This window comes from Roseivirga sp. AWQ4_251, assembly GCF_056158225.1.
On the sequence record NZ_JBSWSW010000001.1, the window covers coordinates 2,683,679 to 2,707,992 of the forward strand.

The 24,314-nt window shown below is 40.2% G+C and carries 23 protein-coding genes and 2 tRNA genes; 10 read left to right on the plus strand and 15 right to left on the minus strand.

The genetic code is table 11. The features are described from left to right. On the minus strand, positions 1-1,248 hold the full coding sequence (locus ACXACJ_RS11625; RefSeq protein ID WP_475134538.1) for a cytochrome c3 family protein: 1,248 nt from the start codon (positions 1,246-1,248) through the stop codon (positions 1-3). Positions 1,249-2,055: 807 nt separating this feature from the next. Here ACXACJ_RS11625 and ACXACJ_RS11630 point away from each other — a divergent pair. Then, on the plus strand, positions 2,056-3,054 hold the full coding sequence (locus tag ACXACJ_RS11630) for a hypothetical protein (protein ID WP_475134539.1): 999 nt from the start codon (positions 2,056-2,058) through the stop codon (positions 3,052-3,054). A gap of 188 nt (positions 3,055-3,242) precedes the next feature. On the opposite strand, the gene ACXACJ_RS11635 is transcribed toward ACXACJ_RS11630, so the two are convergent. The 7 genes from ACXACJ_RS11635 to ACXACJ_RS11665 form a co-directional block, all read right to left on the minus strand. After that, positions 3,243-3,317, minus strand: a tRNA-Pro gene (locus ACXACJ_RS11635). A 104-nt stretch (positions 3,318-3,421) separates the two neighbouring features. Continuing rightward, a complete protein-coding gene (locus tag ACXACJ_RS11640) occupies positions 3,422-4,336 on the minus strand; it encodes a hypothetical protein (protein ID WP_475134540.1) in 915 nt (304 codons plus the stop codon). Between the two features lie 8 nt (positions 4,337-4,344). Further along, positions 4,345-5,952, minus strand: a complete 1,608-nt coding sequence (locus ACXACJ_RS11645; protein ID WP_475134541.1) for a L,D-transpeptidase family protein — start codon at positions 5,950-5,952, stop codon at positions 4,345-4,347. Between the two features lie 434 nt (positions 5,953-6,386). Then, positions 6,387-6,800 (minus strand): DUF1573 domain-containing protein, encoded by a 414-nt coding sequence (locus ACXACJ_RS11650; RefSeq protein ID WP_475134542.1) that lies wholly within the window; start codon positions 6,798-6,800, stop codon positions 6,387-6,389. A 44-nt stretch (positions 6,801-6,844) separates the two neighbouring features. After that, positions 6,845-7,501 (minus strand): DUF2461 domain-containing protein, encoded by a 657-nt coding sequence (locus tag ACXACJ_RS11655; protein ID WP_475134543.1) that lies wholly within the window; start codon positions 7,499-7,501, stop codon positions 6,845-6,847. A gap of 34 nt (positions 7,502-7,535) precedes the next feature. Further along, the gene (locus tag ACXACJ_RS11660) at positions 7,536-8,228 is read right to left on the minus strand and encodes a DUF2461 domain-containing protein (RefSeq protein WP_475134544.1); all 693 of its coding nucleotides are present in this window, start codon (positions 8,226-8,228) and stop codon (positions 7,536-7,538) included. Between the two features lie 233 nt (positions 8,229-8,461). Further along, positions 8,462-9,361 (minus strand): aldo/keto reductase, encoded by a 900-nt coding sequence (locus tag ACXACJ_RS11665; RefSeq protein ID WP_475134545.1) that lies wholly within the window; start codon positions 9,359-9,361, stop codon positions 8,462-8,464. A gap of 104 nt (positions 9,362-9,465) precedes the next feature. Here ACXACJ_RS11665 and ACXACJ_RS11670 point away from each other — a divergent pair. Beyond that, positions 9,466-9,539, plus strand: a tRNA-Arg gene (locus ACXACJ_RS11670). Positions 9,540-10,120: 581 nt separating this feature from the next. On the opposite strand, the gene arsM is transcribed toward ACXACJ_RS11670, so the two are convergent. The 7 genes from arsM to ACXACJ_RS11705 all read right to left on the minus strand — a co-directional run bounded on the left by arsM (position 10,121) and on the right by ACXACJ_RS11705 (position 16,931). Next, a complete protein-coding gene (gene arsM, locus ACXACJ_RS11675; RefSeq protein WP_475134546.1) occupies positions 10,121-11,092 on the minus strand; it encodes an arsenosugar biosynthesis arsenite methyltransferase ArsM in 972 nt (323 codons plus the stop codon). Between the two features lie 5 nt (positions 11,093-11,097). Beyond that, complete coding sequence (gene arsS / locus ACXACJ_RS11680; protein ID WP_475134547.1) at positions 11,098-12,150, minus strand: arsenosugar biosynthesis radical SAM (seleno)protein ArsS; 1,053 nt, start codon at positions 12,148-12,150, stop codon at positions 11,098-11,100. Position 12,151: 1 nt separating this feature from the next. Next, positions 12,152-12,487: an arsenosugar biosynthesis-associated peroxidase-like protein gene (locus ACXACJ_RS11685; RefSeq protein WP_475134548.1), complete on the minus strand. Its 336-nt coding sequence runs from the start codon at positions 12,485-12,487 to the stop codon at positions 12,152-12,154. Positions 12,488-12,573: 86 nt separating this feature from the next. Further along, a complete protein-coding gene (locus ACXACJ_RS11690) occupies positions 12,574-13,182 on the minus strand; it encodes a TIGR04282 family arsenosugar biosynthesis glycosyltransferase (RefSeq protein WP_475134549.1) in 609 nt (202 codons plus the stop codon). A gap of 308 nt (positions 13,183-13,490) precedes the next feature. Next, on the minus strand, positions 13,491-13,769 hold the full coding sequence (locus ACXACJ_RS11695; RefSeq protein ID WP_475134550.1) for a hypothetical protein: 279 nt from the start codon (positions 13,767-13,769) through the stop codon (positions 13,491-13,493). A gap of 144 nt (positions 13,770-13,913) precedes the next feature. After that, a complete protein-coding gene (locus ACXACJ_RS11700) occupies positions 13,914-14,570 on the minus strand; it encodes a response regulator (RefSeq protein WP_475134551.1) in 657 nt (218 codons plus the stop codon). A 6-nt stretch (positions 14,571-14,576) separates the two neighbouring features. Further along, positions 14,577-16,931 (minus strand): PAS domain-containing protein, encoded by a 2,355-nt coding sequence (locus ACXACJ_RS11705; protein WP_475135087.1) that lies wholly within the window; start codon positions 16,929-16,931, stop codon positions 14,577-14,579. A 250-nt stretch (positions 16,932-17,181) separates the two neighbouring features. On the opposite strand from ACXACJ_RS11705, the gene ACXACJ_RS11710 reads away from it, so the two are divergent. From ACXACJ_RS11710 to ACXACJ_RS11745, 8 genes are all read left to right on the plus strand, one after another. Next, positions 17,182-19,053: an ABC-F family ATP-binding cassette domain-containing protein gene (locus ACXACJ_RS11710; RefSeq protein WP_475134552.1), complete on the plus strand. Its 1,872-nt coding sequence runs from the start codon at positions 17,182-17,184 to the stop codon at positions 19,051-19,053. Then, positions 19,053-19,976 carry an adenylate/guanylate cyclase domain-containing protein gene (locus ACXACJ_RS11715; RefSeq protein WP_475134553.1) on the plus strand — a complete coding sequence of 308 codons (924 nt, stop codon included), beginning with the start codon at positions 19,053-19,055 and terminating at the stop codon, positions 19,974-19,976. Before ACXACJ_RS11710 ends, ACXACJ_RS11715 begins: the two co-directional genes overlap by 1 nt. 35 nt (positions 19,977-20,011) lie before the next feature. Continuing rightward, positions 20,012-20,560 (plus strand): carboxypeptidase-like regulatory domain-containing protein, encoded by a 549-nt coding sequence (locus ACXACJ_RS11720; protein WP_475134554.1) that lies wholly within the window; start codon positions 20,012-20,014, stop codon positions 20,558-20,560. A gap of 71 nt (positions 20,561-20,631) precedes the next feature. Next, on the plus strand, positions 20,632-20,919 hold the full coding sequence (locus tag ACXACJ_RS11725) for a hypothetical protein (RefSeq protein WP_475134555.1): 288 nt from the start codon (positions 20,632-20,634) through the stop codon (positions 20,917-20,919). A 14-nt stretch (positions 20,920-20,933) separates the two neighbouring features. Beyond that, positions 20,934-21,191, plus strand: coding sequence for a hypothetical protein (locus ACXACJ_RS11730; RefSeq protein WP_475134556.1), 258 nt, complete (start codon positions 20,934-20,936; stop codon positions 21,189-21,191). A gap of 158 nt (positions 21,192-21,349) precedes the next feature. After that, the gene (gene epsC / locus ACXACJ_RS11735) at positions 21,350-22,183 is read left to right on the plus strand and encodes a serine O-acetyltransferase EpsC (protein WP_475134557.1); all 834 of its coding nucleotides are present in this window, start codon (positions 21,350-21,352) and stop codon (positions 22,181-22,183) included. Further along, positions 22,180-23,058, plus strand: a complete 879-nt coding sequence (gene cysM / locus ACXACJ_RS11740) for a cysteine synthase CysM (protein WP_475134558.1) — start codon at positions 22,180-22,182, stop codon at positions 23,056-23,058. Before epsC ends, cysM begins: the two co-directional genes overlap by 4 nt. Positions 23,059-23,593: 535 nt before the next feature. After that, positions 23,594-24,277, plus strand: coding sequence for a tyrosine-type recombinase/integrase (locus ACXACJ_RS11745; RefSeq protein WP_475134559.1), 684 nt, complete (start codon positions 23,594-23,596; stop codon positions 24,275-24,277). Positions 24,278-24,314 lie beyond the last annotated feature (37 nt).

Genomic DNA, 24,314 nt, shown 5'->3' on the forward strand with positions numbered 1-24,314 from the left:
TTAATAGTGACACTTAGAGCATTCAAGACCACCAATATCTTCTACCTTCATAGGGGTTTTAGAAGTTTTGTTGTGCATCTCAACCAATTTGTCGTAGTAACCATTGCCTTGAGTATTCAAGTCGGTATTTCTATGACAGTCGATACACCATCCCATGGTTAATGGAGCATGTTGCTGAACAACTTCCATTTCCTGAATCTCACCGTGGCAAGTCTGACAAGCAATACCTCCAACTTTCACGTGTTGTGAGTGGTTGAAGTAAGCCAAGTCAGGCAGGTTGTGAATTCTTACCCACTCTATAGGTTGGCCGCTTTCTTGAGCAGCGTAAAGTTTCTGAATTTGAGGAGAATCTGTTTTGATAGAACTGTGGCAGTTCATACAGATATTTACTGAAGGAATGTTCGCGTTTTTAGCAATTTCAACTCCAGTGTGGCAATATTGACAAGCAATCTCCATATCACCAGCGTGTAGCTTGTGAGAGAAAGCGATTGGCTGAGTTGGCTGGTAACCTTGCTGAACACCCACAGTGTACAAACCATCGATTACGTTTTTAGCGGCCAAAACCACAACCAAGAAAGTAACAATACCAATTACTGTTGGGCTTTTAACGAAAGCTGAAAGGCTGAATTTCTCGTTTACGATTTCTTCATCCTCTTCCGAAAGCTCCTTTTTGTCTTTCAAATACCTGTTAACAAAATTGATAATGATTACCAGTACTATCAGCAATAGCACCAAAACGGCAATCAAAGTAATCATGATGATGTTTAAGTATTCTGAAGGAATTCCGCCAGCCTGAGCAGCTTCGCCTCCTTCTGCAGTTACATCGCCACCACCTGCAGGAACCGGAGGATTCTCTTCAGTATGACGAACGTAGGCCATAATCGACAAAATCTGATCGTTAGACAGATCGTGTGATGGCATTTGAACTTTGCCGTTCTCGTTGAATACTTGAACTGCCTGAGCGTCTCCGCTAGCGATAAGCTTAGTAGAGTTTTCCACGAAAGAATAAATCCAATCTAGACTTCTTCTATCGTAAACACCACCTAGGGCTGGTCCAACTACCTTTTTGTCTACAGCGTGGCAGGTATTACAGGCATACTCACTGAATAAACCTTCACCTTGTTTGATAAGTGCTTCATCGGTCGGAACCTTATCCCTCTGACCGTAGACTTGATGGCCAGAAAAAACAAAACAGCATACAAGCGTGCATGCTGCCGCGAAGCGAACTAGAGCTTTTTTCGATAACATGTAATCAGTTGTTAGAGTCACAGATTGTCTCATCACGTAAAAATCGAGACAAAGGTAGTATTGGAATGCTTTATTTCAAACTAAAGTTTAGATACGGAGTTAGTGGCTAATTCAAGCAAAAAGGCCTTATAGAACCTTCATTAGCAAGGTTTTAAGGGGAAATAAGGGTGCTTAAAAGCTATTTAGAACCATTATAAATAGAGGTTTTTTAAAACTAAAACGCAACCCTTTACAATGATTGATTTCAAAACCCGTTTTCGCTGGCCAAGTGTGGAACATACTGCCCAAATAAGAAGCCGTTGCTAATTCCGCTTTACAAAAGTATCGACTATTATTTTCCTCCAGAAATTTAAACTTTCTATACCCTATTGATACAAAATATTCATTGGCTTTCCGTGACTCAAAACCTGAAACAAAATTGGGCTGATTTTAAGGCTGAAGAAATGACTTAAGTCATCAAAAAACATGAGATAAACCGAAGCGAAATTTCAAAAGGACAAAACGGAAGTTTCACAGAATGATTTGAAGAGGAAGAAAAAACCAAAGGAATAAAAGCCATTTAGAAAACGACCCACAACGCAAAAGACATCAAAAAGAAAAAACCACTTCAGATTTCTCTAAAGTGGTTTTTCAGTCGGGGTGGCAGGATTCGAACCTTTTACAGAATACAATAATTACTGATAATCAGTCAGTTACATAAATTCATGTATCGGTGTAGGTTAAAATTAGTGAAATTCGACACATGTTTTCGACACATGAGTTTAGTGATTAACTTTATTCAAAAATATAAACCAAAATCAATGATTAATGGGAAAGAATGTCGTATATCCGTTTGAGACATTTACTGAATTTCTAGATGAACCTCAGCTGAAAAAGCTATCACTGATCTATGACAAAGTCTATGTTTGTGACGCTTCTCTTAGTCTTCTTTTTGAAGGCTCGACACCAGAATACCTGAGCTACCAAAGAAGCACTTTTGAATATCTGATTGATAAAGGAGTTGTAAATGTATTTCCGTATAATTTCGAAAAATTCAACAATCCAGAAAACAATAAAAACATCAGCGACATTCAACAAGAGCTCTCAAAAGTTCTTTCAAAATTTAATCCAGACTTTAAAAAGACAAATGGCATCAAGTTTTCTGAATTAAGCCCAGACGAACTTGAAAAACTAAGGCAAAAGTTCTTCCTCGACATTTTTTTAGCCAGTGATTTATCAACTCGTCTTGACGCCATACATCTAAGTAAAGTATTCAATGATGAATTTTACCCATTTCTTAGAATCAATCCAAGTATACCGATTGAGGATAAAAAAGCAAATGTTCTAGATATTATACTGGATGATATACCTGAGCCAGAACCTAACACACCTTGGGAAGCGATATTAGACTATAAATCTGACGAAGAAATAAAGAATAAACACCTTGCATTAATTAACTGGATAAATAAAATCTCAAGGTCAGAATTTAATGTAAATGAGATTAAAGAAGAATATCAATATCTTCTTAGTGAATACAATGAACAATATAAGTTACATAAGCTTAAATCCAGAAATTCAAAACTTCAATTTATCATCAATTTAAGCTCAGGACTAATGACAACATTTGCTAACGGAGATTTTTTAAGTGCATTTCAAAAAATTATTAAAACTACCCCAGCACATATTAAACTAATTGAAGAAGAGAGGAAGTACCCTGGTAGGGAACTTAGCTATGTATACCATACACAAAACAAGTTCCAGTCTGAAAGCCGGAATATGTTTAATATCAGCAAAGATATTCAATTGGTTAGAAGACCGCTGCACTAGAAAAAAAGAGGCCATACCAAGTAAAGATTTACTTAAAAAAGCTCCGAGGGGTTGCAGGCATAGTTAAACTACATACACCATTCATAATCAATTAATTACAACCTAGATGCTAGAAAAAATAATTTTCGACACATGGTTTCGACACATAAAAAAAAGCCTAACCATCTGATAGTTAGACTTTTAAGTAGTCGGGGTGGCAGGATTCGAACCTGCGACCTCCTGCTCCCAAAGCAGGCGCGATAACCGGGCTACGCTACACCCCGTCCCGTTTTTTCAAGACCTTCGTCCCGAATGGGAGTGCAAATATAGAGGCTTTTTTTGTTAGTCAATGCATGACAAGAAAAAAATTGAACATTTTTTTCTTGTTCTACCATCTGGCCTTCCAGCCTCTTACATCTACATGTATAAAACCTTTATGTCTGCTGTTTTTCTTATAGAATCCCAAACCTCCTTTAAACTTCTCATAATCAGGCTTGGTGTATTCTTCATCCACCAAATTATAGAAAGTACGAACGTCTTTTTCATCAATTCTACCATCACCAGTAAGATCATCTAAATGGCCATCGCCATCCATATCGATTACCACATCGGCAGCTCCGCCATAAACGTGCATACTATAAGGCACATTCCCAATAGACTTATTGTAGAAAGGCGTTCTATAACCACTAATGAAAGAGAAGGTACCTACATAATAGCCTTTGTTATTCACTTTCTCTAATAAGTATTCAAGCTTTAAAAGCAGCCTTTCTTTAACAATGAAATATTTAGGGAAGCCGCCAAACTGCTTGCAAAGAAACTGCTTGATGGTGAAATGTGGACTAAGTTTCAAATACTCAATATCGGGTGTCACTTCAAAAACCCCTCGTGGCGCAATGTAAATATCCTGGTTGTTCAGAGGTTTCAATGGATACTGCCCCAAACGATAATTGTTCACATACTCACTCTTGGCGTTTTCAATGGGAGTCAAAACCAGAACATTGATCAACATTTGGTCTGCTCCTTTTGTAATGGTGAAATTGTAAGCCCCAGGCACCAAAGGTGCTTTCAATTGCCAATCCAGTCCGTTCCTTTCTACAATAGCTACTTCATTCGTAGCAACGTCCACCCTACTCTGCGATGATAATGATATGGGCTCACCGGGCATCACAAAAACTGAGAAGATGTTGTAAGGATTTTCTTCTCCATTCACCTGAACGGTAAATCCCATTTTGCCTGTGTTAAAAGGCGCAGCAAACATGTTCAAACAGCCTAATAGGCTAAGTAATACTAAAGTAATTCTCATAATCATAATTAAATTGAAGGAGCAGGTTGATTAAGGGCCGCCAACACCGCAGCATCTCTCTCGTAAATATCCTTTCTAAAACATACCTCACCATTTTCTGACCAAGCGGTTAGGTAAAGAATATGAACATTGAGCGGCTTCTTAAGCATAATCGTCTGCTCTTTTCCTGATGTAATAACCTTTTCTAATTTTTCATTATCCCATTGCAAATCGCCCTTCAGCAAATAACGAGCGAAATCCAAAGGTTTATTTAAGCGAATACAACCTGAGCTAAAAGCTCTGTCTGGTTTATTAAAGAGCTCTCTACTTGGAGTATCGTGTATGTACACATTGTATTTATTGGGAAACATGAATTTTACCGCCCCCAAAGCATTGGTTGGCCCAGGGTCTTGCCTGAGTGTATAAGGAAAGTAGGTTCTTGAAAGCTTAGACCAGTCAATAGTACGTGGATCTACTTCCTGCGCATTGCTTCCATTGCCCTGAAGCACCTTAATGTTTTTAGTCCCCAAGTATTCCACGTTCTTCTTTACTTCAGGCAGCATGTCATTATAAAGAATTGTCGGGGGAACTGTCCAATAAGGATTCAGAACCATATAAGTCATTTTACCACTGAACACTGGTGTTTTGCGAAATGGTTTGCCTACAATCACTGCCTGCTCATAAGCCAACTGACCTTCGTTGAAAACCTGCATTCTGAAATCGGCAATGTTCACCATTACATAATGCTGACCCAGTTCTTTGGCAATCCATCGGTAACGCTCCATGTTCACAATCACTTGATCGATGCGAGCTTGAACAGGCACATTTAGAGATGTCAAGGTCTGTTTCCCTAAATTGCCGTCCACTTCCAATCCATTCTTTTTCTGATAAAGCTTTATGGCTTGTTCAATTTCTTCAGAATAGACAAATTCACTTTCTGAATTAGCAGGCAATAGTTTTACAGCTTTAAGCCTATTCACCAATTTTGGAACCCTGACACTGTCGGTCATGCCGCGTTTCAAGGTTTCTCCCGAAGCGATGGAAGACCAACCACCTTGCTCTTCTATTGATCTATAGTTTTTAAGCGAAGATTTTAGGCCTGCATAAGCCACATTTTCGGGTGCTAAACTTTGAAATGCAACGGATAAACGCTCTGCTTGAAGCGCCTTTTCCAGAAAATCGGAAGCGTTGCCTTCTCGCCTTACCGCTTTCCATTCGCTATCGATGGTTTCCGGATTTACCTTTCCGTTCAGCAAATGGCTGGCGTACAATAAAGCTGCATCGGTTAATAAGACATCTACTTCGGCCTTTTCTTCCGGAGTTCTAGCCATACTCTCTTTTTCGGTCAAAACCCTGAAATGGTAATCTTCTGGATTTAAACCCTCTTCTTCGGCCAAACTCAATATTTGAAGGAAATCGCTTTTCTGATTGGCATTCCAGGCAAGACTAAACACTCGCTTTTGATAGAAATCGGGAAGCATAGTTTTGCTATAAATAGCATCGCCATGAATCGCCACTTCCCTACCGACAAGTAGCGCCTCAACTTTTTTGCGCACAAACTCATTGGGCTCCTGTCCTATTAAGCTTATGCATATACCCAGAAATAAAGTTGAAATCAGTACCCTATTCTTAACCATGTATGCGAATCGAATTCGTGATAGACATTATTTTTTGAGGTTAGACGTGACTCTTTAATAAAGTCACTTTTCGAACCAATAATTCCCGTAATCTTCTCTGAATTAATTATTTAACCTTTTTTAAGATATCCTTAATCAATAAAATTTCTTCAGAATTCCAAATCGCATGGCTCAGAAGAAAACCGTCAAACGAGATTTCGAGAAGTCATATTGTGAGAAATTTAAAAAATCTTCAAACTTTTTAAAAGAGAACGAGTTACGCTGATTTCACTATTTCAGAAGAACTCTGCAATTCCGAGCAAAAACCTACCTCAACTCGCCTCAATCAACTTTTTAGCCCTCAGAAAATTCAGCAAACGAATGGTCATCAAAAAACTGAAAGGCATAAAAAAAGGCGACCTTTCGAGTCACCTTCTCTATATCTAAAATTATCTTTATTTCTCTTCTTCGGGAATAGCTACTTGAACACTTCCCCTAAGCGTAAGAATTACCTGTTGTGATTCTGGGGCATTAGTAACCAAAGTCACGGTTTTGTTCTGATTACCTCTTTTTCCGGCACTCACAAAACGAACTTTGATTTCACCTTTTTTACCAGCCGCAATAGCTTCGTGTGGATAGCTTGGCACCGTACAACCACAAGAACCTCTTGCCGAGAGAATTTTCAAATCCTCTCCTCCTGTGTTTTCAAACACGAAAGTATGCAACACGGTATCTCCTTGCGAGATTACACCAAAATCGTATAGTTTTTCTTTAAACTCTATTTCAGGGCCATGGGCAAGTTTAGTTTCTTGAGCCATAGCTCCGAAAACCAACATCAACCCGAAAACTGTATATAAAATCTTTTTCATTGTTTTTGATTTTAACTCCTCAATTCAAGACGACAATTTAAAAATTAATCCTCCAAAATAGCAACATTTAAAAAGTCGATTAGAGGTAAAACTGCGGTGTATGAATCGATGATCTTCTGTTCAAAATCCCCCGAAAGTACATCGGCCTTTTTCAAATCGCCAACCACAGCAAAACTTTTCAGCTTTAAAACGTCAATCATTTCATGATCCTTATCATAGCCTTTAGGGGAAGTTTTCAACTTATCACCTTGCCAAAAATCGCCATAAATCTCCTGAAAATCGGAAGCCGATAAAATTCGTTTCAGCTTTTGAGCTTCATAATCAACTTCTGTTCTTACCATTTTCAACTTTTCGGTAGAAGGATGCCACAAACCGCCCGCAACAAAGCATTCAGAAACACCCAAATGAACATAAAAATCGGCCAGACCTTTGCCATGCCCAAAGCCCACCCCAAAATGGTCTTTATACGTTGGGCGGTCCGGATGAAACATCAAATTGTTGTTGATTCGGTAAATCGACTTTCGGGCATTAGGCTGTACAATGCGAGGATCAATATCCTTTAGCTTCATCAAAATAGGATCGAAAACCTCGATAAGTGCAGCCTTGGCTTCTTCGTACCATTTGCGGTTGGCATCCATCCATTCTTTGGAATTATTAGCAGTTAGAGCTTCGAGAAATTCGAAAATGACTTTTTTATTCATGTTATTGAAAACGGAAGAAGGTGCAACTTAAAGCCTAATACTCAATCAATGAAATTCCATTCATGTCGGTGGTTAAAAATTCCGTCATCACATCGAAGAAAGGCCTTAAACTCAAAAACACCTCCACTGCTCGATCCGTGAAATCCGCGCTCATCACTTCCTCATCTGAAAAATTCCGAAAGGCGTACATGGATTTATACCGGAGCAGATCGATTGAGGGATGATCTTTCGCAAAGCCTTTTGGAGCAGATTTCACCTGATCTCCCTGAATGTGCCCAAACACTTTTTTAAAGTCACTGCTTTCTAGCACATCGCGAAGGGGCTGATCGTCTTGCGCAATATGATCTCGAATAAGCTTTAAGTCGGCTGGATTAGGGCCGTAAAAACCGCCTCCCACAACAAACTCCCCGGGCTTGATGGAGAAAAAATAACCTCCACGCAATTCGGGTTTTTGCCTTGCAAAACTTCCAGCCCATCGGGGATTATACGGACTCTTATCTTTTGAAAAACGCACATCGCGATATACTCTCATCAAACTCTTTTTTCCACTGGCCGTGGTAATTTGATCATGAGCAGAAAGCTTGGCCAAAAGTTCGTCTGCTACAGCAATGGTGTTCTTGTGAGCAGCCTCGTACCTCTCCTTATTTTCACTGAACCACTCTCTTTCATTATGTTCTGAAAGTTCTTTCAAAAACTGGAGATTGGATGGATTGACCTGAACACTCATGATTAGATTTTTAGGGTGAGACACGAACTTAAAAATGATTTCTCGATAAACCGACATCCTCGATTGCAAAAACGAAAATAGGGTTACATGATCGATTAATTGAATTTAAGCGTTTTGAAACTTTTTAAGTTCAGTCCGTTATTGATTTTCATTCTGAAGCCTCTAAAAACCGACACGGAAACCTCTTTGAATTTGAACACTACTTCTTTTCTTAAATAGAATTCACCACACCACTAAATCCTATGACTTTGGTAAACGTTAGCCGGAAGCACACATCCTAACGCATCCAAATCTTCATCAGAAATTCTAGAAGAACGAGAATAAGCCAGAGCCTCTTCCAACTGTGCTTTAGTTCGAATTCCAAGCACAACAGAACTCACAGCCTTATGACTTAGAATCCATTGGAGTGCAACATGAGAAAGTGGTGTTTTCTCAATTGAGAAAGAACGCATCTTATTCAACAGTAAATCAATATCTTCTGATTTATAATCTAAATAATCACTTATGCTCTTACCTGCCAAAATCCCACGTGCCAATCCTCCTCTAATCATAAGCCCAACTCCATTTTGTTGAAGCAGATCCATCATACTTTCCTCTGATCTTCTATCCAACAAACTATACTGCATCATATTGCTAACAATTTTTGAATGGGCAACATAAGGCTCAATCACATTGGGGCGAATGGATGAGATTCCATAATGTAAAATCTTCCCTTGCTCTTGTAGCATTTCAAAAGCCTCAATCACTTCATCTCTATTATCTTCAATGGTTCCGCCATGCAGTTGATAAATATCGATATAGTCTGTTTGAAGCCGAGCTAAGCTTTTGTCTATCGCTTTCAGAATATAACTTTTCCTAGGATTCCAATCCCAGCCATCTCCCTTCGGCCTAAGCTCATTCCCTACCTTTGTTGCCAACACAATTTGGTTCCTCTTGTCTTTTAAGGCTTTACCAAGGAAGGCCTCATTTTCTCCTTTGTCATATAAGTCGGCCGTATCAAAGTAGTTTATACCTCCATCTATGGCTTGATGGATCAAGGCCTCATTTCCTGAGCCATTCAAATCGATAGACATACAACCAAATGAGATTTCGCTCACTTCAATCTGAGCTCGTTTTAACAGTCTGTATTGCATGCTGAAAAATTAACGAATATTTTTTTTCGAATTAAATTGGCTTTGGGCTTGTTTAAAGAAAATCCTTTTTCCTATATTTGCACTCGCTTTTGAAAAAGCAAGTTGGTCCGCTAGCTCAACTGGATAGAGCAACTGCCTTCTAAGCAGTAGGTTTCAGGTTCGAGTCCTGAGCGGATCACAAACTAAAAAGACCTTCGGAAATCCTGAAGGTCTTTTTTTATTCCCATAACCTAATGAACAAAAAAAGGACAACCTTACCAGGTTGCCCTTCTCATTTGCACTTCAACTTCACATCCAATCTCCACGACCAACTTCTCTCCATCTGACAATCATTGGTGCGCTCCGTTAAACTCAATACTACTTACTAAAACTAAAACTCTACTTTCTAACCTTGTCTGTCTCTAAGGGTGTGCCTCTTACGAAACACTTGTATTTTTAGAGCCAGAACCCAGCTATCTGGCTCCAAATATCTTTTCAGGTTTAGGAGCTTAGCCTGATGCTCATTTCCTTTAGGTGAAAAGGAGTTACTTCATTTTTTATCAATCCTGACTTTATTTTTTATTATTAATCAGCTTTATGATTGATTACATTACAAATGTAGCACCACCCTTTTTTATGGCTATGGGTTAAAAACCCAAATCTGAGATTTAGGCATTTCACCTAATTTTCTGAGGCTTTCCCTTAAGCCAATAAAACACATTCCACAAAAAAGGAGAGGCCACCATAGCAACCTCTCCTTCAATAAGTTAATTATAAAATTTAGCAACAGCCGCCTCCATCGTAAAAGAACGTACTTGGCGACACCCAAATATCTGGACTGCCAAGTGCTTCTAAATTTCCTGCTGTTTTATCACAAACTGACAATGGCTGATTAGGCAACAAAACATGGCCCTTATGGTCGTCATAACATTCTTGATCTCCAATATAAATAGCCGTCCGCCCTGTAAACACGCACGGTCCATCTTCCGGCATTGGATCCTTAATGGCGCACACTTCAACACTCTCTATAAAAATAGCTTCTGGTGTATCGTATTGTTTAGGATGAAGAATTCGATATGGCCTTTTCGCTCGAATTTCGATGGTGCCAAAACCAATATCTGTAATCATTTTAACATACTCCTTCAAAGGAAGTGCACCACTCAAACACAATCCTCTTAAACGCTCATCAAACTTTAGCGAATCGGGCATTTTCTGCTCAGCTATTGGGTCAGAAAGCACGAGCCTTCCGTGAGGCTTCAGCACTCGATACATTTCTTTCAAAGCCTGTTTTAGGTCTTCTTCATGAAAAATATTGAAAAGGCAATTCTGAGCGGCTACATCCACTGTTTCGTCTTCAATAGGCAAATGCAGCGCATCGCCCTTTTTCAACTCTACAAAAGAAGGATCGAACCAGTCATTTTGTTGTGCAGCCAAATCGAAATTCCGTTGGCAAGCCTCGAGCATTTCATCTACCACATCCACTCCAATCACTCCTGCCTTTTGCCTGTTGAAATAGGAAAACTGAAGCAATTCCATACCTCCCCCTACGCCAACGTAAAGAATTTTAGGCGAATTGATAAGATCGCGAGGATGAACGGTGCTACCGCAACCGTAATTCATTTCCTTCATAATATTGGGAATTTCCAAACCTGGAAAAGCCCAAACAGGCGTAGTCGTGCAACACAGCCCCACATCTGGAGTCTCGGCTGCCTTTTTGTAAATATCTTTAGTGGTTTCTAAATAAGTTTCCATAGGTTTTAATTTGTAGTAGTTCCTCCGCAGCTCGACCCAGCACCAGCGGTGCAGCCAAAACAGTGTTGGTTTATGATGATTTTTCGATCCATAACCTTTTCGAAATCAAAGTCACGAATGTGTTTAGGTGCATCTTGACCTAATTTGAGCTCCAACATTTGATTAAAATCGCAATCGTATAAATAGCCATCCCAACCAATAGAGACCATGCTTCGGCACATTACCCCTTCTGCTGCAGCAGGATTAAAAGCATTGGCCAATTCCGCCATGTACTCTTCATAATTCCCTGAATTGAGCAGATAATCTAAGAAACGACTTACAGGCAAGTTGGTGATCGCAAACAAATCGTTGAAAACAATATCATATTGTTCTTTGAGTTTGGCGGCAAACTCTTGCTTCAAAATCTCTTGATCGTCTGGCAAATAAGCGCCTGACGGATTGTACACCAAGTCGAGTTTCAAACCCGAACCGTCCTTTCCATAACCAACTTCATTCAGCATTTGCAAAGCCTGAATAGACTTGCCAAAAACGCCATCGCCACGCTGAGCATCGGTTCTTCTGGCTGTAAACGAAGGCAACGAAGACACTACATTTACTTTGTGTTTTTTAAAAAACTCGGGCAGATCGTGGTACTTTGGGTTCGCCAGAATTATGGTCAGGTTACATCGTACGATAACTTGCTTACCCAGCTTCGAGAGCTCTTCCACAAACCATCTGAAATTCGGATTCATTTCTGGAGCCCCGCCCGTCAAATCCACCGTTTTTACCGGAGAATTCTTCAACGCATCCAAACAGAGCTGCATGGTATCCTGCGTCATGATTTCCTTTCTGTCGGGGCCTGCATCCACATGGCAATGTTTGCAAACCTGATTGCACATTTTCCCAACATTAATCTGAAAAGTATCGACACTTACAGGTTTGAGAGACGACATTCCCATATCCTTCAATTTTGAATGAAAGGAAGTCACCCCAATAGACTCATTATCGCTTAAAATCTTGATTTGCTCCTTGGGTGAAGAAAGCCAGTGTTTTTCTCTTTTGAGCGTTTTTAACGTCATATTACATCATTTTCTCTTTCACTTTGTTCATCATTTGAACACCATGAACCAGCGCAGCTCCGCCTTTTATGGCGGCCGCCACATGCACAGCTTCCATCATTTGCTCTTCATCGGCTCCTTTTTTCATGCTGGCATCGGTATAAGCATCGATGCAATACGGGCATTGAACGGCATGCGCCACAGCCAATGCGATCAAAGATTTTTCGCGAGCCGAAAGCGCCCCTGGTTTGAAAACACTTTCATAGTATTCAAAGAATTTGGTTCCAAGCTCTTCCTGAAACTCTGTGATTTGGCCAAATTTTTTAAGGTCTGCGGAATCGTAATATGGATTTGCCATAGGTAATTATTTCAATTTTTATAAAACACGATTAATACTAGCCCAGAAAATGAGCTATGAATATTGATAAATGGATTCAGTTAGATTTAGGCCAAAACGGGTGGCCCTCTTCTAAGAAAAGAATTTTCGAAACCTTGCTCCCTATCTATGGCTCGAACATCCAGAAATTTACGAAGCCTCAAAAGAACCTTCAGAAAACATACGAAGTGGAGTAGCCCATCGGATGGTGTACGAAGCAAAAGCTTGAGGTCAGCAAAAACATTAACATCTCTTTCTTCATTTAGGCATACACAATCAACAAGAAGAGACTGCAATTGCCGAAAGACCTTGGCGCTTTGCCAACTCAACTGTTGAAAAGCTTGACGATCAAAATCCGATAACTTTAAACCGATTAAGAAGGCACCACCACGCTGATCTTTGCCCAAAACATGCTTTCCTGAACTCAACGCCTCATGGGCTGAAAGCAAATGCTCGGCAGTAAGGCCTGGCGCATCATTCCCGATAACGATTACATTCTCGAAACCTTGATCGGACACACATTGAAGTGCATAGCTCAGTCTTTCGCCAAAACTTTCGCCTTGCTGTTGAGAAGAATCAAAATGAATAAAGGGAAGACCACTTTCTTGAACTTTAGCGGTTGTACTTTTTATCCAGAAGTGATAAAGCTGCTCGAACTGGCCTTTGCTTAAACTCATAGGTTTAGCCTTATATTCCTCAGAAAAGGTTCTGGTGAAAAATAAGACGGCCGTTGAGCTATTTGTCATTAGAAGAAATCCTTCTGAAATGTTAAGTTCTTTGAAGATACGAAACACATTTCAGAAAGATGTACCGAGAGGTCAGATGAAGAACATTTATGCTTTAAAGAAAAAACACACCTTCTGCCTTAAGCTCTTCTTTAAAAAAAGGAAAAAAATAAAGGGCGACTAAAAGCCGCCCTTTCACACACTCATCAACTTCACATCACACACCACTTTCCAACTTCACAAAAACCTTGGTCAGCAAGTCATGAATCATTACTGTGGGTATCGGTATCGGTCTGGTTTTCCGATTGCACATCATCCAACATCCCTTTCAACAGACCGTTTACCTTAACTGCCTCTAGAATCATCTGTTCTAGAACTTGAACTCTACTTCCTAATTTGCCTTTATGGTTATTCAAACGCCTTGCGCTTCGCTCTACGTTCTCAATGGTATAAAGGAGTTCTTCTGTCAATTTATTTGCTAGTGAGGTATCAGAATCTTCCTGCCCCTCACCAATTAAGTGATTCTCGTGTCGATCCATCCCCTCAAGCTCTAATCTACAATACAAAATTACCGTACCGATGACAGTTATAAATCGGCAAAAGACGGAATTTCGGACTACGTGTTTCACCTAAAAAATGTAAGCGAAATACATATTCAAGTATGTAAACAACACTAAAGAAAACTAGAACTCTTCGAAAATGTGGTTATCGAGGGCGTAAAGCACCAAGCCTGCAACGTTTTTACTGCCTGTTTTTTCCAGCAAATTTCTCTTGTGGGCTTCAACAGTCCTGGTGCTGATAAATAGTTTTTCAGCGATTTCCTGATTGGAATTCTGATTTAAGATATGATATAAGATTTCTCTTTCTCTACTGGTCAAATCCAGTTGAACAGGCGCAAGTTCTTCTTCCATATTCCCTCGTAATTTATTCATAATTACATGGGTTACTTCGGGGGAATAGAACTGACCGCCAGAAGCCACGGCTTCAATTGCCTTTTGAATTTGAGATTTGGTACTGTTTTTTAAAACGTAGCCCATTACCCCAACTTGGAGCATTTTTTTGATTTGTTGGGCTTCGCCATACATGCTCAAGGCTATGATTTTCTGTGAAGGGTTTTGGCTTAAAAGTTTTCGCGAAAGCTCAACCCCGTCCATAACAGGCATGTTGATATCAGTAAAAACCACATCAACGTCTAAATCGCTCAGTTTCTGAAGCGCTTCTTTCCCGTTGTTGGCTGTGCCTTTCACTTCGTATTGGTTATCTCCTTCTAAATAACCCAAAATTCCATCGATTACTAAGGGATGGTCATCTACTAAAAATACACTGTATAAAGAATCCATTTAAGCTTACTTTATGGGAACCTGTGCTATTACTGTAGTTCCTTTTCCAGGTGTTGAGTCAATAAGAAGGCTACCGCTTAAAGCACTTATCCTGCTTTTCATCCCCATTAAACCGTAGCCACTCTTATAAATATCTATTTTATTCTTGTCGAAACCAAGACCATCATCTTCAATCATAAGCTGAATACCATTTTTTAGTTCCACGAGTTGAACGTTTAAATGTTTTGCATTCGCATATTTTAGCATATTGCTCAAGGCTTCTTGGGTCATTCTATATAAACCGACCTCTACTTCTTCTGTCATTTTGGTTTTCAGGTTGGAATAAAAAGAGCACTTTAAGGCTCCGGTTTCTCCAATTTCTTCAACCAAATTTTTAAGCGCTTGCTTTAAGCCCATTTCGTGAATGGCCAAAGGCATCAGACGCTGCGCAATTCTGCGACTTTCATTAACGGCCTTTTTCAAAGAAGTTCGGCTATTTTCAAACCTTTTTTGAGCGCCTTCACTCAACTCACCAACTTCGGTTTCTAAATACTGAAGGTTCAAAGCACAAACACTCAAAGTTTGTTGCAAACCATCGTGAATATCTGCGGCCATTTTGGTTCGTTCAAGCGCTTCAGCTTTATAAATAGCACTTTTTACACGTTCTTGGCTGTGCACCAAAGGCGTTATATCAAACACACAACCCTCTAATGCTTCAACTTCGCCATTTTCTGCGTACACTCCATTGCCTTGTTCCCAAATCCACTTTTGAACCTTCTCCTTATCGCGAATACGGTAGATAATCCTGAAAGACTTTCTCTCGCTCACCGCATCTGTAATCTGCTCCCAAACATCATCCTGATCATCTTCATGAATGAGTTTTCCATAGCCTTGGCTATCGGGATCGGAGTAGAAATAATCGGGTGGATAACCTGTAAGCTCCACACATGCCGAACTTATATATTCTACCGACCAGTTTTTATCGGCTTTGCAGCGGTAAACCATTCCGGGTAAATTATTGACTAAGTCGTTCATTCTGCGGTGGCTTTCATCTAAGGCTATCACCGCCTCGCGTTTTTGAGAAATATCAGTAATCATAGCCATGGCCAGATTTTCATCTCTCACGATTACAGAACTGAGACCAACTTCCACATAAAGTACTTCTCCGCTTTTTTTCAAAGCCCTGGCATTCATATCCTTACCCAAAAGAAGAACCCGGGGCTTTCGCATAAAATCAGAAAAAAGGTCTGGATGCCGATCTTTCAAATGATCAGGTAGAAGCTTGTGAATTTTCATGCCTTTCAGTTCTTCGGAAGAATAGCCAAAAAGATCCACGGCCTTTTGACTGAAGTGCACAATTTCAGCCGCTTTGTTCACCACAAAAACCGCACTGGGATGGTACTTAATAATCATCCGAAAACGTTCTTCGGACTGCCTTAGCATTTGATGGCTTGTTTGCTGTTCGTGAATATCCTCATGGCTCCCCACCATTCTTTTGGCTTCGCCAGAAATATCCCAAGCCGCTTGTCCGCTTGTTCTGAACCATCGATAATTCCCTTCCTTGGTCTTCATTCTGAATTCAGCCCTGTATGGCACACCTTCTTTCAAATGACGATCGAGCCTGTTTCTGATCATTTGCTTATCATCCGGGTGAATCATTTCAAAGAAGCGATCTTCTCCCGGGTCAAACTCATTGGGTTCAAAGCCCAATTGCTCGTACATTCTGGGCGACCAATATGTGGTGTTATCTTGAATATTCCAGTCCCAGATTCCATCTTGAGAACCTTCCACAGCCAACATAAACAGCTCTCTGCTTTTCTGAAGTTCTTCTGTTCGCTCTTCTATTAAATGTTCGAGGTTTTCTTCTAAGAAATAACGCCCTACAGCACTGCCGATTGAACGGGCAAACACCGAAAGCAAGGAAACTTCCGAATGAGAAAAAGGTTGTTTTTGCTCAGAAAAAGCGATTCCGAAAACGCCCCAAAACTGCTCTTTGTTAAAAATCGGGAAGAAGGAAGCGTGTTGAATCTGATAAAAGAACGGATGCTCTCTTACTGATTCTGAAAACTCTGAAACCCCAGCATCAACTACTTCACCAGCCATCAAACGCGTCAATAGAATATTGCAGCCATCGAAACCTCGGTCTTCATTATTACTTTGAGGTAAATTTTCTTTACGCCAAGCATGAGCCAAGCGACAGTCCCATTGGCCATCGCCAATCGGCTTGGTTTCCATCACAAAAGCAACGGATGCACTGAGGTATTCGCCCATTACCGAAATTGAATTCTCAATAGCCGGACCTAAACTTTCGGACACCAAAACATGAGTAGCCTCGGCTACACGCAACAGTAGTTCGTCAATATTTGGATTTTCATTAACCATATGGCTCAAATGGCACATTGCCCTTTGATAAATTTATCAATATTATTTAAGCATACTGTCAATCAAGACAAATACATCTACACTCAACCATGCATTTCTCCGATTAATACAGCAGCTTGGTTATTGCCTATTTTTTTGAGGGCTGCAAAGAAAATGATTTTTAACGAAAACTAATTTTATTCTGTGCATTGATGCCAATTGCTTGCTCGCAACTTTAATTACTTTTGCCTTTACATTTCTAGATTGCATTGTGAATTACTTATCGTTAGAAAACATATCGAAAACCTTTGGCGACCGAAAAATCTTAAATGAGGTTTCGCTAGGCTTAGACCAAGGACAAAAAGTGGCGCTGGTTGGCGTAAACGGATCGGGAAAATCTACCCTACTGAAAATTTTGACAGGAGAAGAAACCGCAGATTCTGGGGATGTCGTTTTCCGTAACGACATCAACGTTCGGGCTTTGGTGCAAAACCCTAAGTTCGCGGCCAATCAAACCGTTTTGGATGCAGTTTTCGATAGCGATGACGAATCGCTTCGGCTTTTAAATCGCTACCAAAAAGTAATGCTGAAAGCGGAACGCGGAATGCCTGTTGAAAATGAGATGCAGGAAATTATTGAGCGAATCGATGCATTAAACGCATGGGATCAAGAAAGCCAAGCCAAACAAATTTTGGGGCAACTGGGCATTCATGAACTGGAAGCTGAGGTGACCAAACTTTCTGGAGGGCAACAAAAGCGAGTAGCCTTGGCCCAAGTACTGATCCAAAAACCTGACTTGCTCATTCTCGATGAGCCTACCAACCACCTGGACATTGACAGCATTGAATGGCTCGAAAATTATTTAGGAACCGCTAACATGGCGCTAATTTTAGTAACTCACGATCGTTATTTCCTAGAAAAAGTGACCAATGAAATTGTTGAGTTAGAAAACGGAAAACTCTTCCGTTATAAAGGTGATTATGCCAACTTTTTAGAGAAAAAGAGCGAAAGGCAAACCTCAGAAAAAGCTTCGATAGAAAAAGCTCAAAACCTTTATAAAAAAGAGCTAGAATGGATTAGAAGGCAACCTCAGGCCAGAGGAACCAAAGCAAAATATAGGGTTGACGCCTTTGAGGACACCAAAAAGAAAGCATTTTCGGGCAGCAACGATGCCAGTTTAGAACTGAACGCTCAAACGGCTCGCCAAGGCAAAAAGGTGCTAGAAATTGAAGGACTTAGCCACGGTTTCGGAGATAAGAGATTAATCGAGAACTTCTCTTATGTTTTCCCTCGAAAAGACAGAGTCGGAATCGTAGGTGCAAATGGAAGCGGAAAGACTACCCTTCTTAAAATTATTACTGGTGAATTGACTGCAAATGGCGGAGAAATAGACTTAGGCCAAACCACAAAATTCGGTTATTACCGCCAACAAGAATTCAGTTTTATCGATACCCAAACCGTAATTGAATTCGCTAAAGAAATTGCTGAGTTTGTAGAAGTTGGTAAAGGCCAAAGCATTCCTGTTTCGCAGTTCTTAACTCGGTTTTTGTTTCCACCAGAAGTTCAATACAAACCTATTGGCAAACTGAGCGGAGGTGAAAAAAGAAGACTTCAGCTGCTTCAGATTTTAATTCAGAGCCCAAATTTCCTGATTCTCGATGAGCCCACCAATGACCTTGATTTGATCACCTTAAACACATTGGAAAACTTTCTGGAATCTTTTGACGGCTGTTTGGTGTTGGTATCTCACGACCGATATTTTGTTGACAAATTGGTAAATCACCTCTTTGTTTTTGAGGGCGAAGGTGTGATTAAAGATTATAACGGCAACTACACGGATTGGCGATTGGAAGAAACCGCAAAAACCAAGGAAGTAGCAAAGCCAAAAACTGTCGAAAAGCCTGTAGTTCAAAAAGAAAACAAAGACAAAAAGAAGCTATCGTTCAACGAAAAAAGGGAGTTTGAAGGCTTAGAGAATGAAATTCCTAAGCTTGAAAAAGAGAAAGAAGTTTTGATCGAAAAAATGAACAGTGGCTCAACAGATCACGAAACTTTAACGCAATGGGCTTCGGACCTTCAGAAAATCAACGATGCCCTTGAAGAAAAGGAAATGCGTTGGTTAGAGCTTTCTGAATACTTGTAATGGCCGAGTTAACACTCAATTCTGAACATATTCATGTAAACTGTGAGCAGGGAGAAACCATTTTGGAAGCCTCTCTCAAACATGGTATTCCTCATGCCCATGCCTGCGGTGGAAAAGCCGAGTGCAGCACCTGCCGAGTTTTTATTGATGAAGGTTTAGAAAATGTTAATCCTAGAAACGAAAAGGAACAAAAGTTAGCCGACACTTTAAAACTCAGCCCTGAAATACGATTGGCTTGCCAAACCACAGTTTGTGGCCCAGTAGAAGCGCGAAGATTGGTTTTAGATGATATCGATAAACAAATCATTCTTTCGGGTATTACTGGCAATCCGCGAAGCTTGGGCGAAATCATAGACGCTTCCGTTCTATTTGTAGACATTGCCGATTACACCGCTTTTACCGAGCGGACTCCAGCTTATGACGTTGTACATGTGCTAAACCGATATTTCTATATCGCGGGCACGATTGTAAAAAAGCACCAGGGCAGAATTATAGACTATTATGGCGATGGTTTCTTGGCCATTTTCGGGCTCAATAATAACAAAGATCACGCCCGCCATGTAATCAATGCCGGCTTTGAATTGCAACAAGCCATCAAACGTTTCGATGAGCAGGTTCACGACCTTGTCAATTCTGATTTTAAAATCAGGTTGGGTGCTCATACAGGCAAAGTAATTTGGGGCACCATTGGTATTGAAGGCATGCAAAAAGAGGCTGCCATTGGCGATACGGTAAATTTTGCATCCAGAATAGAGCAAGCCAACAAAACCTTAAACACGAGCTTTCTAATTTCAGACGACCTGTACAGAAAATTTGAACGTTGGTGCACCATCAGTGGAGAATACGAAATTGAAGTAAAAGGCAAGAAAGGCAATCATAAAGTATATGCTTTAAATGGACTACTTGCTCCCTTACCTGCTTAATGAGGGCTTCCTATTTCTGAATTGTTTTAACAAACATGAGGAGGTATTTTTTATTCTTAAACCTAGTTATTTTCAGCTCGATTTCATCAAAAGCACAAATCACCATAACAGGAAGGGTAATTGACACACTAGATAGTATGGCTCTCCCTAGTGTCTCAGTTACAGTAGAAAACACCTCTTACACGACCCTCACAGATTTAAATGGTTTTTATAAAATTCAAATCCCCAAAAGGGAAGGCAAACTGATTTTTAAATTTCTAGGATACGTAACTCAAGAAATACCTATTGCTGACAGTAATATAATAAACGCGGCCTTAAGCTTGGATACCAGCGTACTATCACAAAACATTTTGTTATGTTATTATGCTCCTCGATATGTTTCTATTGGCCCATCTTCGGGATTTATGAATACACCGTATGGTCTAAGCTTCAAGAGCGAAATTACTTCGCTCTTCAGGGGCTTTAGCCCTCATATCTCTTTGGATTTCAATCATCAATTCAAAGGAGAAAATCGAAGAACTCAATTCAGATTAGATAAAAAGTATCTTTTCAAACTTGCAAAAAAATCATTAACACCAGTGTAGAATATAAAGAGAGAAACACTCTAATAGAATCTCAATACATTGATTTAAAAGAAATTGGAATTATTAATTCCTTGTATTTAAAACAATGGCGGGTAGGTTTAGGAATTGGTCAGCAAACAAGTGAGCAGGAAAGTCATAAAGAAAAAAATGTAGCACTTATTACCGAGCTAGGCATTCCCATTTTCTCTAGGCTCATCAACTTTGAAGGACAGATTAAACGTTGGAAGCAACAAACTCAACTTAAGTGGCAGTTATCGCATAACTTTTATAGAATCAATACAAGCTTGAGCATAAATGGTGAACACTTGGGCAAGTATAACGAAATAGGCATGAGTTTTCTTTACCGAATCCATTTCTAATCTTTTTTCAACTCATGCTATCCAAACACGTTACAGCATGTATGAACATTACGCTTTGGATTCTTTTCGGCACTTTTCTTTTGGTCTCTTACACCATCAGTTTTATGCAATACATGAAACAGCGGAGCAGCCGAAAAAGAAATCGATCTAGAGCACTTTATCTGCCTTTGTTCAATGCCTTTCTCATTGGCCCGGTATTGTATTTCATGATCAATGCGAGTGAAAGAAAATCGAAGCGCGACTTTATGAGCGGAATGAGAAGGTTTTCATAAGTCTCTCCATTTTAAAATTAGTTTAACCTATCGGTTTTATAGACTAAAACTACAACCTTTGCGAAGGAAGTTCGTCTGCCAAAATACCTGAACCCGAAAGAATCCATTCTTTTAATTCAGACGCTGAACTCTTTATCACGCTTAGTAATTATGCTGTTATGAATCGCGATTTCGTCAATAAACTTTATGTTCGTCAACAGGCTTGCCCTAGTTGCCCTTCACCAGAAACCGTAGCCCATTGGTTCAATGAGCTTTTAGCCACGCTTTTTCCTGATTTCGGAAGGCAGACCTTTAATTCTCAAAGAGAATTCGAGCTTCATATTGAAAAGCTAAAACTTCAGCTGCACCAAATTCTTTCTAAAAACCCAATCAAATCCGAAATGGATCCTAGCGATTTGACTCAACATTTTTTTGAGCAATTGCCTGAGGTTTACGAAAGACTTGAAGAAGATATTACTGCGCTTTTCGAAGGTGATCCTGCTGCCAAAAGCCGAACTGAAGTGGTTAGAACTTACCCGGGCTTTTTCGCGATAGCGGCTCATCGTGTAGCTCATTTGCTTCATCAGTTAGAGGTTCAGTTAATTCCAAGAATCATTTCGGAATATGCCCACAGCAAAACAGGAATCGACATCCACCCTGCCGCTTCTATTGGCCATTCCTTCTGTATAGACCACGGAACGGGTGTGGTAATTGGCGAAACCACCATCATTGGCGACCATGTAAAAGTATATCAAGGGGTAACACTTGGCGCACTCAGTGTGGATAAGGAAGATGCTACCACCAAGCGACATCCGACCATTGGCGATAATGTGGTGATCTATGCCGGTGCCACCATTTTGGGCGGCAATACGCTCATTGGCCACGATTCCATTATTGGCGGTAATGTATGGCTTACCCGAAGCATTCCTGCCTATTCAAAAATTTACTACCAAGCTCAAATGAGTAATAACGGAGAAAAAGAAACCATCATTTTTAAAGGCCAAAGCGCATGACCATTGAACAGCTAATCGGAAACACACCTCTTATAGAATATCAATACATGCACAAAAACCCAAAGGTGAAAATCTTGGGTAAGCTGGAAGGAAACAACCCGGGCGGCAGTGTAAAAGATCGAGCAGCTTACGGAATGATCAAAGGCGCATTGGACCGTGGTGAAATCAAAAAAGGCGACAAATTGGTAGAAGCCACCAGCGGAAACACCGGTATTGCCTTAGCCATGATTGCCAGTATTATGGGCGTTGAAATGACCCTGATTATGCCCGACAATTCTACTCGGGAAAGGGTTTTGAGCATGGAAGCTTATGGTGCCAAAGTGATCCTTACACCCGCCAAACAAACCATAGAATATTCTCGCACATTAGCCGAGAAAATGGCGAATGAGGACGGTTACTTTATGCTGAATCAATTTGCCAATGCAGATAATTACGGCCAGCATTATAAAACCACAGGCCCAGAAATTTGGCGAGATACCGATGGCAAGGTTACACATTTTGTGTCGGCCATGGGCACTACAGGCACCATTATGGGCGTTTCTCGCTATTTAAAAGAGCAGAACCCTGAAATCCAGATCGTGGGTACACAACCGACTGATGGCTCCAGCATTCCAGGCATTAGAAGATGGTCACCTGAATTTCTCCCTAAAATATTCGAGCCCGAAAGAGTAGACCGCGTAATTGATGTAAGCGAAGAAGATGCCACCCAAACTACCCGCAGACTAGCCAAAGAAGAAGGAATTCTTGCCGGCATGAGTTCTGGCGGAGCATTACATGCGGCCCTGCAGATTGCCAATGAAATTGAAGAAGGTATTATTGTGCACATCATCTGCGACCGAGGAGATAGATACCTAAGCAGTGATTTGTTTGGCTAATTTAGAAACTAGACATCATATTTTAGACATTAGAAAACCAACTTGATTATTCAGTTGGTTTTTCTTTTTTATTAAATCGAGACACATAAGAAAAATAGAGTCCATTCATATCGAAGGAAAGTCCTTTTTCGGAATTGCCATTCCATACAATAGCGAACTCATTGAAAAGGCAAAAAAATTAAAAGGCGGTTGGAATCCCAACCTAAGATTATGGCTATTTCCTATATCTGCCCATATCAAAAAGAAACTAGAGAAGAAGGCGCTATAGCTCAAACACTGTGCAAACCTACATTTCGCCTTTTTGAACAATTCCTCAATTACTTTCCTGATAACCTGGGCTCGCTTCTAAATACAACCAGAACTCTCCAAAAGTTGAGGTTCCTATTTCATCAAAAGCAAATGAGATCACCTGACGTATGAAAAGGAACTTTTGGAGAGCTGTTATCCGTGTGAAAGCCTCATAGAATAACTTGGTGCTCATTTTATTAATCGAGTTCAGATTGATACACTTCCTGAGAAGCTTAGTGAGGACGTAATGGCCCTTCAAGCCTATTTGGTAAGGGGAAAGAGGGTATCCACAAGCAGCCAAAACCAATACATAAATTCCATTAAGTTCTACTTTGAAAAAGTACTAGGACAAGACAGAGGCGACTATCATATAGAAAGACCGATTAAGGAGTTTAAACTCCCCAAAGTTCCTTCTGAAAAAGAAGTAAGCGCAGTATTAAACGCTGTTCATAACCTTAAACACAAGACGATGCTGCTGATGGTATATAGCTCCGGGCTGAGAGCAGGTGAATTGGTCAACCTAAAAATCACAGATATTGACAGCGAACAGATGCGTGTATTTGTACGAGGCGGAAAAGGAAAAAAAGACAGGGTAACAATTCTTTCTCTAAAGTCATTGGCGGTGCTCCGCGAATATTTTAAAAAGCATAGGCCAAAGGAATATTTATTTGAAGGGCACAATGGAGGAAAATACTCAGATTCCAGTTTGCGAAAAGTATTTTCTTCAGCCTTGATCAGTTCCAAAATACAGAAAAAAGTAACACTTCATTCCTTGCGTCACAGTTTCGCTACTCATTTACTCGAAAAGGGAGTAAACTCAAGGTATATTCCAGTTTTATTGGGCCATAACTCTAGCCAGACCACAGACCCCGAAGCATCGGGGTATACCCATATAACACATAAAGGATGGGAGAAATACAAAGCCCTTTAGACAATTTGGATTTGATAGATTAAATTGAAAACTCCCG